The 12,292-nt window shown below is 40.9% G+C and carries 11 protein-coding genes and 1 riboswitch; all 11 genes read left to right on the top strand.

Annotated elements, in window-relative coordinates; all coding sequences use genetic code 11:
• Positions 1-17 precede the first annotated feature (17 nt).
• The 11 genes from mmsB (at position 18) to MCG98_RS05920 (ending at position 12,187) form a co-directional block, all read left to right on the top strand.
• On the top strand, positions 18-1,178 hold the full coding sequence (gene mmsB, locus MCG98_RS05870; RefSeq protein ID WP_240300857.1) for a multiple monosaccharide ABC transporter permease: 1,161 nt from the start codon (positions 18-20) through the stop codon (positions 1,176-1,178).
• A gap of 14 nt (positions 1,179-1,192) precedes the next feature.
• On the top strand, positions 1,193-2,263 hold the full coding sequence (locus MCG98_RS05875) for an alcohol dehydrogenase catalytic domain-containing protein (protein WP_240300858.1): 1,071 nt from the start codon (positions 1,193-1,195) through the stop codon (positions 2,261-2,263).
• Positions 2,244-3,284 (top strand): alcohol dehydrogenase catalytic domain-containing protein, encoded by a 1,041-nt coding sequence (locus MCG98_RS05880; RefSeq protein ID WP_240300859.1) that lies wholly within the window; start codon positions 2,244-2,246, stop codon positions 3,282-3,284. Before MCG98_RS05875 ends, MCG98_RS05880 begins: the two co-directional genes overlap by 20 nt.
• Position 3,285: 1 nt before the next feature.
• On the top strand, positions 3,286-4,239 hold the full coding sequence (locus tag MCG98_RS05885; protein ID WP_240300860.1) for a sugar phosphate isomerase/epimerase family protein: 954 nt from the start codon (positions 3,286-3,288) through the stop codon (positions 4,237-4,239).
• A gap of 313 nt (positions 4,240-4,552) precedes the next feature.
• Positions 4,553-5,158, top strand: coding sequence for a hypothetical protein (locus MCG98_RS05890; RefSeq protein ID WP_240300861.1), 606 nt, complete (start codon positions 4,553-4,555; stop codon positions 5,156-5,158).
• A gap of 266 nt (positions 5,159-5,424) precedes the next feature.
• Entirely contained in the window at positions 5,425-5,844 is a 420-nt protein-coding gene (locus tag MCG98_RS05895; protein ID WP_240300862.1) for a hypothetical protein, read from the top strand.
• A 130-nt stretch (positions 5,845-5,974) separates the two neighbouring features.
• Positions 5,975-6,056: riboswitch (cyclic di-GMP riboswitch) on the top strand.
• A gap of 64 nt (positions 6,057-6,120) precedes the next feature.
• Positions 6,121-8,394, top strand: coding sequence for an Ig-like domain-containing protein (locus tag MCG98_RS05900; RefSeq protein WP_240300863.1), 2,274 nt, complete (start codon positions 6,121-6,123; stop codon positions 8,392-8,394).
• Positions 8,395-9,699: 1,305 nt separating this feature from the next.
• Positions 9,700-10,233: a hypothetical protein gene (locus tag MCG98_RS05905; protein WP_240300864.1), complete on the top strand. Its 534-nt coding sequence runs from the start codon at positions 9,700-9,702 to the stop codon at positions 10,231-10,233.
• Between the two features lie 19 nt (positions 10,234-10,252).
• Positions 10,253-10,936 carry a hypothetical protein gene (locus tag MCG98_RS05910; RefSeq protein WP_240300865.1) on the top strand — a complete coding sequence of 228 codons (684 nt, stop codon included), beginning with the start codon at positions 10,253-10,255 and terminating at the stop codon, positions 10,934-10,936.
• 202 nt (positions 10,937-11,138) lie between these two features.
• Complete coding sequence (locus MCG98_RS05915) at positions 11,139-11,522, top strand: DUF6483 family protein (RefSeq protein WP_240300866.1); 384 nt, start codon at positions 11,139-11,141, stop codon at positions 11,520-11,522.
• 272 nt (positions 11,523-11,794) lie between these two features.
• Entirely contained in the window at positions 11,795-12,187 is a 393-nt protein-coding gene (locus tag MCG98_RS05920; protein ID WP_240300867.1) for a BlaI/MecI/CopY family transcriptional regulator, read from the top strand.
• Positions 12,188-12,292 lie beyond the last annotated feature (105 nt).

The raw sequence follows: 12,292 nt of genomic DNA on the forward strand, positions 1-12,292 counted from the left end.
TGAGGAGGATATAAGAAATGAAAGTTACAGAGATAAAAAAGAGCGGAGGCCTTTCGAAATATGGATTGCTGATTGCCCTTGTTATCATTATCGTATTTTTTCAGCTGATAACGGGAGGAAGTGTCCTGACGCCCCTCAACCTGACAAATATACTGATGCAGAACAGCTATATTATCATCCTGGCAATCGGAATGCTCTATGTAATCATTGCCGGCGACTTTGATATGTCCGTAGGCTATGGTGCGGGTTTCATAGGCGCGGTATGTGCCTCTCTGATTCTCAGAGCAAAAATGCCGGTTATCCTGGCGGTGATCATCAGTGTCGTGCTTGGAATGTTGATCGGGATTTATCAGGGATGGCTGGTATCCTACTGTAAAGTTCCGGCATTTGTTACGACTCTTGGTGATATGATGGTGTTCCACGGGCTGATGCTCATGACACTGAACAATGAGACCATCGGACCCACGCCGGATTCTCTGAATTCAATCAGTATGAATTACCTGCCGGATATCACCGCAGGACACCTGAAAATCGTGACCCTTATCACAGGAGTGATTGTTGCGGCTGCTTATGTGATAATCAGTATGAGAAACAGGGCGGAGGCAAAGGAATTTGGCATCCAGTCTTCTGCAATGGGATTCTGGATTAAAAATGTGATTGTCATAGCGGTTGTCATTTTCATTGCGTATATGTTCGCATCTTACAATGGAATACCGTGTATCCTGGTCCTGCTTGCAGTGATCATTGGAATTTATTCTTTTGTCGGAAATAAAACAACGCTTGGAAGAAGGGTTTATGCGCTTGGCGGCAATGAAACGGCGACAAGACTCTCCGGTATCAATACACGGTTTGTGAAACTGCTTGTGTTTGTGAATATGGGAGTTTTGACGAGTGTCGCCGGTGTGGTTTATCTGGCAAGGTTAAATTATGCCACACTTTCCGCGGGAGCTGATTTTGCAATGGATGCGATTGCGGCCTGCTTTATCGGCGGGGCATCTTCAAAGGGCGGGGCAGGAACCATCTTTGGGACAATCGTAGGCGCGCTGGTGATGGGAATCCTGAACAACGGAATGCAGCTGATGGGGCTTGGAACAGATGTACAGCAGTTTGTAAAAGGACTTGTCCTGATTTTTGCAGTGCTGCTTGATGTTATGACGAAGGTTGGAAAGAACAAATAGAAGGGGAGATCAGTATGGAAGCAATTGTATTTGGCGAAATCGGTAAATTTGAGTATACGCAGCGTCCGGAGCCTGTGATCCGTAATGCTGACGATGTAAAAATAAAGATACTTGCTGCGAGCATCTGCGGGTCTGACGTTCACATTCTTGCGGATCCGCCGGGGATAGCGGCAAATACCGGGATTATTCTCGGACATGAATGTGTGGGTGAGGTTGTTGACATGGGAGAGGGGGTTACCGGTTTTTCTGCAGGGGATCACGTGATTCTGGATAATAACCTGACCTGCGGTATCTGTCCGTTCTGCCGGTCAGGACATTCGAATATGTGTATCAACATGCGTTCCATGGGATCAGGCATAGACGGCGTATTCTGTGAATATGCGGTGGTCCCGGAGTACGCTGTGGCAAAAATACCAAAGGATACTGACATACGGAAGGCGGTTTTTGCTGAGCCGATGAACTGCGTGATGAGTGCGGTCAAAAAGCTTGATGTTGTGTTGGGATGTACGGCTGTCGTTCTGGGCGGCGGTCCGATTGGACTGATTTTTTCAGAGTTTCTGAAAAAAAGCGGGGCCGGAAGGGTTATCATCTCAGAGGTTTCAGAGTCGCGCAGTTCCTACGCTGGCGCCAATGGGGCAGACCGTGTCATCAATCCTGTAAAAGAAGACCTGCGGGAAGAAATATGGAAGGAGACGGACGCACTCGGTGCTGATATCGTAATTGATGCGGTGGGATGCCTTATGAAAGATGCGATCAGCATCATACGGCCTGCCGGAACCATACTCTTATTCGGCCTGAACGCAAATGCACGTGCTGACATTGCGCAGAATGATATCACCATAAAGGATGTTACCATCCTTGGAAATTATATTGCGGTAAATGCCCTGGAGGATGTGGCAAATACGCTGAAGAATGATTTGATGGATTTTACAGATATGATTACTCATGAACTGCCGCTGAAAGATTTTGGAGTCGGACTGGAAGCAATCAGGAAGGGTGAAGCCATGGAGGTCGTTCTTTATCCGGGCAGATTAAGCAGTGATAAATCGAATGGAGGCGGCATGAATGAAAGCAGCAGTTTTTGAAGGCGAGGGGGTTCTCACGGTCAAAGAAGTAGAAATGCCCAAAATACAGAGAAGCACCGAACTGATTCTGAAGGTTGAATGTGCCAGTATATGTGGAAGTGATATCCATGGATTAAGTATTCCACCGGGGCAATACATGAAGCCAGGAATCATATACGGTCATGAATTTTGTGGAACGATTATGGAAATGGGGGATGGTGTCGAAGGCTTTGATGTGGGTGAGCGGGTAGCGGTCAATCCGCGGGTACGCTGCGGTACCTGCTATGAATGCATACATAATAAAGGAGATCTCTGTTCTGATTCTTATCATTATGGACAGACCGGAGACGGAGGATTCGCCCAGTATGCACTGGTGGATGCAAGACAGCTGTATCACGTAGACAAAGGCGTCAGTCCGGAACTGGCTGCCCAGGCAGAGCCCCTTGCCTGTGTGATGAATGCCGCGAAAATCGCACGGCCTGTGCCCACGGATTATGTATTGCTGTATGGCGCGGGGCCTGTCGGCCTTACGTTTATTCGGGTGCTGAAGCTGTTTGGAATAAAGAACCTCATCGTTACAGCCAAAGGCAAAGACCGGGTGAAAGAAGCAAAAAACTGCGGCGCGGATATTGTGGTGGACGTCCAGAAAGAAAGTGTCGTGGATGTTATGAGAAGGGAATGGCCATATCGGGCCGATCTGATCATCGATGCCGTCGGCAGAGGGGACGTTCTCTCCGAGGCGTTTGAGTTATTGAATCCCAGGGGGCGTATGATTTTGTTTGGGCTTGATAACAACGCCCGCTCTGTGATTTCACCGGGTGCCATTGTGATGAATGAGTATACACTGCTCGGGGTTCTTGGAAAGGATTTTCCAGCGGCAATTGAAATCCTGAAGCACAAAGATCTGGGGCTGGAACGGTTCATTACACACCGGATTCCGCTCGAGGAGATAGGCACCGGAATTGAATTGATGCGCTCCAAACAAGCGTGCCGTGTGCTCGTCTACCCAAACGGCCTGCCTCAGGAGATATCAGCAGAATGAGATGGTACATTCCAGCTGCGGCAAGGCGGCAACGCCGAAAGATCATAACAGGAAGGAAAGGATATCTGAAATGAAGAAAAATGCGATTGCAATGCACTCTTCGGTCGCGACCAGCGGCAATCTGGTGACGAATCTGAGGATAGCGAAAGAGGTTGGTTTTGACTGTGTTGAACTTACCGTGATTCCCATGATCAAACCATATCTTGAAGCGGGGCACTCATTAGAAGAACTGGCGGAATTAACAAAAGATTTTGATATCGCTGGGATTGGCTGGCTTCCGGATATTGAACGACAGGGGGAAGATTTTGAAAAGCTGATGAAGGAAGCCCGTGAAATGTTTGAAATCGCCCACGCCATTGGCGCCGGGGGAATCGAATGCCTGACAGGCCCTGCCGATGTAAATGCTGTCCGGCATTTTAAGAACCATGAACCGTATGAGGGATACCAGGGGCTTCTCGGGCTGCCTGCCGACAAACAGATGGAGCTGCTGAAAAAGAATGTTGCTGCGCTGGCGGATCTGGCCATGGATTATGGACTATGTCTGTATTTAGAGCCGCTCGGCTGGACACCTGTTAACAAAATATCACAGGCCTATGAGATAGCAAGGACCTGCGGGAGAGATAATGTAAAATGCGTGATCGATACGTGGCATGCCTATGTCGCCGGTGACACCCCGGAAGAAATAGCTTGTATGGATAAACACTATATTTACGGGGTCCATGTCAGTGATTCGCTTGAGGCAGAGGAGGGGACAGTTCCGGATGAAAATATGATCCGAAACTGTGCGCTTGGCGAAGGCGTCGTCGACTATAAGAGTTACTGCGACGCGGTGAGAGCGACGGGGTACGACGGATGGTGGAACGCCGAGTTATTCAGCCGCCGGCAGATGCAGATGGATCCGAAAGAGGTGGCGCGGGATATTTATGCCAAATTGAGCAGGCTGGCAAAAGGGTAAGATACTGAGATTAACTGCGGGGGATAATGGGCGTATCGGATAGAAATATCTGGTATGCCTTTTTTGCGGCTGGAAAAAGGTACATATGTCAATTTTAAGAATATAATTTTTGTAAAATAAAGTAAATCTAAAAAAATAATATATTGATATATATTGATATTGTAATGTGTTATTATATATTTATAAAATAATTTATTATAGACAAAGTAGTAAAAAGCTAAGACCGTATTGGGGAATATGAGAGGAGGAGATTCCATTGGCAAGTGAATTCGGCCATAAAACTATTCAATAATAAATGAGGAGGGATTTGAATATGTTTAGACGGAATATCAAAAGAAAAACTTGGTGTTTATTATTATTAATGTGTATGGTAACACAAATGATGTGCATTCCTGTGTTTGCACAAGATACATCTTCAAAGATTACTACAACTGTAAAAATCACAGATTTATCTACTGGAGAAGTAAAACAATATGAAATTGATGATGCAAGATCAATAGCAGAGGTTGATGCAGAAGGCAGACCAGTTACAACTACTATTATTGAGGTCGGCGGCAGCCAAAGTGATATGGCTCGTGCTGGGCAATCTAATTATGATGATTTTTCTGGCTGGCGTGGCACAGTAACAATTTCCTATACAGATAATGGAACCTATGCGAATCTTACAAAAGCTACTGGAAATTGGACGAGAAGAAGTGGTTCAACTTCTATTTCCGGAATGTCAATGACTTACGGTCAGGCTTTGGGAACAAATAGTAGAAATAGTTCTATCGGGTTATCTTCAAATTCGACCACAACGGTTACACCCTCATGGCCTGCGGGAAAATATGGATATGGTATTGGGCACTACTTAGGCGCCACTATTCACGCAACAATAGGTGGTAAATATGTTTATATCAGCTGTAATGTTAATTATTAAATAATAATGCTTTACATATTACTTAATTTGTATTTAAAAAGTAGGCATATTGGATGAGGCATCTGATATGCTTACTTTGATACAGCCGTATTAAATACTTTTTGAAGGTGGATTTTAGACGTCAGTAAATGCAAGAATCGCTTAGTCAGGGGTGTTAATTATTTTGTCCGAATTTTGAGTAATGAAAGGCAAAGCTGTGATTTATATTTAAAGCGATCAGCAATTTTATATTAAAATGATTATAGAGCAATTTAAGGAGAGTGGCTATGAAGTCAGAGAATAAAAATAAGAACGCATTACTGGTTATGTCTGCAATTTTGTCCGTAGCATATATGGTATTAGATCTGCTGCTATATCCTTACTTAGCGCGGCTGCAAAGTATACGGTATATACCATATGTCCTCTACTATTGCAATACCATAAGAGTTGTGGGAATATTTGTCGTGATGTTGTTTTTGTTGCTGTTTTTAAATAAAAAAAATGTTGTAACACTGGGGCACAAAAATAGAGTGATGTTGTATGCCGGTATAGGAATATATGTCATTTATTATTTGCTGTTTTTTCTGAATTTTGGGATTGGAGTAGGATTTATAGGTGGTGAAATTATTATACAAATATCAGTGATTCACTCCTGGATTTTATGCATCCCCGCAATATTTCTGGCATTGGGACTTGTGAAGGAATAATTGTAATATCACGCCTCAGCAGTATGAGTGAAAATATCATAGTCACTTGATAGAAGTCATGACAAATTTGCCAAAAGATGATATAATTAAATTATTAATATTAACACGTATCAGAAATTGTGGTGTTACGTGGAAGTCATGGCAAACAGGCGGAAGTCTGTGACGCAAAACTACAGGGTCTAAGCGATTAAGTACGACAGCCAGTTGCAGCACGAGGTGAGCATTCTCTGATGGGGGTGCTTTTTTGTTTGGATGAAATGAGGGAGGAAAAGTATAATGAAGAGAATGAGAAGTCTTGCGGTATTATTGTCGGCGGTAATGCTGGTTACTGCTTTGCCACTGGATGTATCAGGAGCCAGTGAGGATGTTGTGTCGGGTGGAGAGATGATTCTGGAACAGGAGGAAGATGAGGAGATTATAGAAACTCCTGAGTCAGAAGATGTGGTTGATACTGTGCTTCCGAAGGTTGAGTCAGAAGTGGAGGAAGTTCCGGAAACTTCATCAGTTCCAGTTTTGGATAGTCGTTCCGGAAGTGTTTTGAAGATTGGAGTTGGTGAAACAAAGAGACTGGAAATTGATGGTTATAACGCAGATGAGTGTCAATGGGAATGTAAAGAGGATGGGGTACCAGAAGGATGGACTTATATTAGTGGAGAAGTACACTGGTCAAATAAGGAAGTAACAGGAAATGTATATGTTGCATCAGACGCCCAACTATATGTTGATTCATCCTCTACAATAAATGGAAATATATATGTTTATGGCCAATTATATGCGAGTTCCAGGTTAACAGTAACCGACAGCATCAACGCATACCAGTATGGGAGCATGATGTCGTCAGGTGTTTTTGATGGTGAACATGGCTATGTTGTTGGAAGCATTAAAGCAAGCCGTATGAATATAACTGCGAGCGCCTTGAATCCGGCTTTCAGTGTAATATCTGAAGATAATATTAACAGTAATAAGGTGGCAGTTGTTGACGCAGGAGGTGTTGTTACTGGAATAAAAGAGGGCAGTGCAACAGTGGTTATGACTTGTAATGGCGAGAGTCAAAAAATTTTTATAGAGGTACATACTTATGATAAATGGGTAGCAGATAAAGAACCGACCTGCACAGAAACCGGAAGTCAAAGCATTCATTGCAGCGTATGTGATGCAATAAAAGAAAACAGTGAAGAAAAAATTCCCCTTGCAGCTCACACGGAAGTAAAAGACATGGCAGTGTTACCGACCTGCACACAACCAGGAAAAACCGAAGGAATCCACTGTTCCGTCTGCAATACCGTCATAAAGGAGCAGCGAGAAATCCCTGTCATCAGCCATACCTACAAGTTCGACAAGCTCACAAAAGCAACGCTCACTGCAAGTGGTAAAATCATAAGAAAATGTACAGCCTGTGGTAGATCAGCAACGCAAATCCTCTCCTACCCGAAAACGATCACGCTTTCGGCTACAAAATATACTTATAATGGAAAGGTAATGAAACCGACCGTCACCGTAAAGGGCGCAGATGGAAAGGTAATCCATCCCGCGAACTACAGCGTTACGTATTCGCCAGGCTGTAAAAATGCGGGTACCTACAATGTGATCATCACTTTCAAAGCTAATTACAGTGGAAAAGTCACGAAAAGCTTTACAATCAATAAAGCGTCACAGACATTGACCGCATCCAGCCACACAAAAGTTTTTGGAAATGCACCATTTTTTACAGGAACTAAGAAGACAAAGGGTGACGGCAAATTAAGCTTTACCTCCAGCAATACGAAGACCGCGACGGTCTCAGGTACAGGAAAGATTACGATCAAAGGTATTGGAAGAACAACGATTACGATCACTGCGGCAGCGACAACGAATTATAATAAGGCTACGAAAGCAGTCACCGTGACGGTCAACCCAAAGGGGACGTTCATCTCGAGCGTTAAGAACAACTCATCCGGCAAAATGAATATCGGCTGGAATAAAAATGCAGCGGTTACCGGATATCAGGTTCAGTATGCCACGAATACCTCATTTTCAGGGGCAAAGACATTAACCATAAATAAGAACAGTACATTGAGCACGTCGGTTTCCAGCCTGACCAAAGGAAAAACATACTATGTTCGGATTCGCACCTATAAAAAGGTTTATAGTACTACTTATTATTCTTCATGGAGCGCGTCCAAAAGTATAAAGATTGCGATTGAAAATCCTTACCTTTCAAAGACATCAATTTCGCTCAACGCAGGCACAAAGTATGGGTTGAAACTGTGTGATACAACGCAAAAGATAACCTGGTCCTCGAGTAATCCATCGGTGGCCGCCGTCTCGTCAAATGGCATGGTGACCGGAAAGAAGGCAGGAACAGCAACAATAACCGCGAAAATCGGAAGCAAAATATACACATGTAAAGTGACCGTAAAGGGGAGCATCAGCGTGACGGTTTACTGGACACCGAATGGGTCAGTATATCATTCCACCAGAGAGTGCCCGTCACTTGCAAGATCTAAGACAATCAGGAGCGGATCCGTTTCACAGAGTGGAAAGAGCAGAAAATGTAAGGTTTGTTATTAGAAAATTCCTTAGAAACTGTAAGTCAAAGAAAACTGAATTTTCAGATATTAGCATAAGTCCATTATTGACTCTTAATCGAGCAGATAATGGGCTTATATACCTTATTACACCCACTGATTAAATGGCTACAAAGTCTCGGAGGCATTCTGTGACGACAAATACAGTAAAAATGAAAACACGATTTCATGACAAAATGAGAGGAGGCATTATGATGGAAAATAAATATGTAAGGCATGCGGCAGGGAATTGCCGGTTGATCGATTTGAGCTGATAAAACCAAAGGATGGGAAGCCATGTCGCGTCTCTACAGACAGAAAAGGCCGGTATGAAATATGTGCGATGTATTTCACTTCAGGAATGGGAGGAAATATGTGTTGCTGGCGGAAAGCTATGATAACGCGGAAAGCAGTCATACGGGAATTCGTCGTAAACCCAGATATTGAAAATAATGTTTACATATGGCATCAAGGATATGACAAGGCGGATAATTACTATAAAAACCTGTATCCGCTGAATAAGGAACAGTACAGAATCATTACAATCAATATGGCGAGGACTCAGAAGAGTTTATTATCAAAGTCATGAATGATATCAAATTCAAACCGGACACATGGAGTAAAAAATGCATGGAACCGGCCATGAGCAACTGGAACTGTACAAAGATATTGCCCGAAGACCTGCTACTTTGTGCCGCATATTATCAATACGGTATTTATTAACGGGAAATCTGCCGGAGGTGATTTGCCAATGGGGGAGTTACGACAAAGAAAAAAAGAAATATCGGGCTTGTGTTGCATTTATGGGGTAAAGTATAAAACTGGGAAGGTTTGATTCTGTGGAAAAGGCATTTGCCAGATACAAAGAATACAAGGAAGATTTAATTCAGGATTTAGCGTAACAATACAAAGGAGATATACCGGATAAGGTGTAGCCGGCGATGATGGGCATATCGGATAGAGATATCTGGTATGCCTGTTTTTTTGTTCCAGCTGCCACAAGCTGCTTATTCTGCTAGGAAATGAGTTTTTGCTTCACATATTTTGGATAATCGATATATATGTATTGACAATGAACAATTATATATGTACTATAAATACATATATAAATAAATGAGTGGGGGTGGTTCCAGTGTGGTAATAACAAATAAATTAGAATGAGCTTGCTGAGTGTAATGGATTTAGATTTAACGTGTTGTTACAGGCATGAAATATCTGTAATAAAAGTTAAAGACTAAAAAATTGAAATCTGATAAGCTTAAAATGTGGCTTATGTATTTTTTGAATTATGAAAGGGGGCAATTAAAATATGTTATTAACAATTAAAGAGTTAAAAGGGAAATTCATATTTTTGGTATGTCTATTTACCATACTTATATTTTCATGCGTGTTGGAAGTTAACGCGGCTTCAAAATTTAACGAGTCCGTAGAAAGTTTCTTTTTTACAACACCACGGGGACAAACTGCTTCGGTAAGGGCGAGAGCCACAATATCGGAAACTTATAGTTCAAGTGGATCTAACAGTACATTTACATATAGAGATTGTTTTCTTTGCTATAATAGAGCATACTCTGCTTCTGCTCCAGAGATAACTAGAATGAATGGTTCTCATAAAACTAGCGCTACAGGAAGTACAGTAAGAACCTTTAGTCCTTGGACAAGAGGATCATATTTGTGGGACGTTGGTACATATCCAAATGGCGGTGGTTCATATAATCAAACCTCAGTTACCTATCCTAAAAGTACAACCAATGTTTCGGGGTTTCCATATACCGTTTATTGTAACGGAAGTATTGTACCAACTCGGGCAGGAAGTGTGTATGTATCTTTAAAGACAAATTAATAAGAAGAGGTGAAAATTTATGAAAAAGAGAATAATTTCTATACTTTTGATGGTTAGCCTTCTAGCTGTGACTTCTATTACAGCTATGGCAAGTCAATCAGACATTGCAGTGACAAAAAATTGGGGTCATGCGCTACAAAAATATGTTGATAATCAAACTGAGTCAGATAATGTAATTGCGAAAAGTTTGGAGGAGACGGAAGATAATACAATTATATTACCACAAAGTGAGATAGATATTGCTAAAGAATTTTATACTGTGGCTGGATATGGAGAAAATGAAGCATTACAATTGGCTATTGATTACGTCAAAGAAATAAATACTTTATATCAGGAAGCCATTAAAAATGGTTATGCCGTTACAGAAGAAGATATTATGAATCATTTAGACCAGATGAAAGTAGAATTTCGGTCGGCGACGAATAAGGAAGAAATCTATAGCTTCATAAACGAATTTGATAGTGAGCAAGCCTATTGGGATTTTCAATTTGAAATGTTCAAAAAAGATTTACCAATACAGAGGTACAATGCTGACATAGAAAAGGCATTTTTTGAAACGAATATCTTATATGATGAATCTATAGAAAATTATAGCGAAGAAGAGTATTCTGATACTATGTTAGAACTTGAGGAGGATTGGTTAGAAGAATTTGAAAACATGAAAAATATTGCAGAGAATGAGTATAGCTATATAATTGAATAATAATATTAAAAAGGCTGATGGTTTTGTCCTCAGTCTTTTTAGAGTATAAACAAGAATGAAGAGTAATTTGAAAGTCAAGAAAATATCCATATTATAATAAACTATAGATATTTAGTGCAGTGGCAACATAAATGAAATATCATTGGTAAGTATTAAATGGTTTCTCGTATTTATTGTCCATAGAAAGGAACACATTTTATTTATGTATGAACAGGATTATGTTATGCGGTTGAACAGGGATGTTATAAGAACAATTGTCAAATTGATTTTTAACAAAGACATAGAGCCGGGAATGGATTTGATATCTCAAGTTTTAAAAAGTGAAGATAGTAGAATGCTTGATCTTGTCTATGGTCAGGTAGACTTGGGTAATATAGAAGAGGCAGAAAATGATATATTTCAGCAGCTTGTAAACAAGGATGATCGTGCGCTGGAAAAAGCATTGTTGTTTTACTTCTATTTGAACGAGAAAAACGATGAATTCCTTCTCGAGCATCATTATGATAGAGAAAAGATTCAGTCAGGGCTGAAAAATATTGCCTCACAGTTTGGAATATTGGATATAGTCAGTTTACTTGTAATGTGATCAAGTTATGGTAAAAAGATGATAGAAAACATAAGTTGGATGATTCGTTCACTACACAATCACACCCTTCATATATGTATTTAAGCATTGCATATTGATAATACATGATTAATTGAATAATGTTAATGCGTATTAAGATTTAAAGAGAGCTGGCTGAAAAATTAATTATATATCTGCAATACTTTTATCTTGAAATTTTATACTACCCAATGTATAATCTATAAAATAATTTGATTTATGCACAAGGTTTGCTACTGAAAAGGAAGATGATTGTGAAAAATTTATACCCTAAGGAAGAAGAAATAATGTATGCTATATGGGATATTGGACACCCATGTGCAATATCTGAAATTATGAAAAAGCATCCTGAGTTAAAAAGAAATACTGTAGCAAAAGTAATCACTATCCTTGAACACAAAGGATATCTTAAGGTTGATTCTATTGTTAAAACGACAACGCGAACTGGACGTGCATATACCCCGATTATATCCAAAAAAGAATATGAAGAGCAAAAAGAATTGTTGAAAAACATTGTTGAAAGTTCTAATATTCAATCTGGTATTCTTAAATACTGTATGACACTCGTTAATAAACAAGATGTAAGTGAAGAATTTTTCAAAGAAGTGGATAAGTTATTAGAATCCCTAAAAAATCAGGAGGAATAAGAATGGAATTATCGTTCCCATCGAGACGGAGGTGTGGACGTTTTCTTGGAGCATGCAAGTGTATAATCACGTGGATGAAGAGCGCGCGAAAAGCAGCATCGAAGC

Source organism: Ruminococcus sp. OA3, assembly GCF_022440845.1.
GTDB lineage: Bacteria > Bacillota > Clostridia > Lachnospirales > Lachnospiraceae > Ruminococcus_G.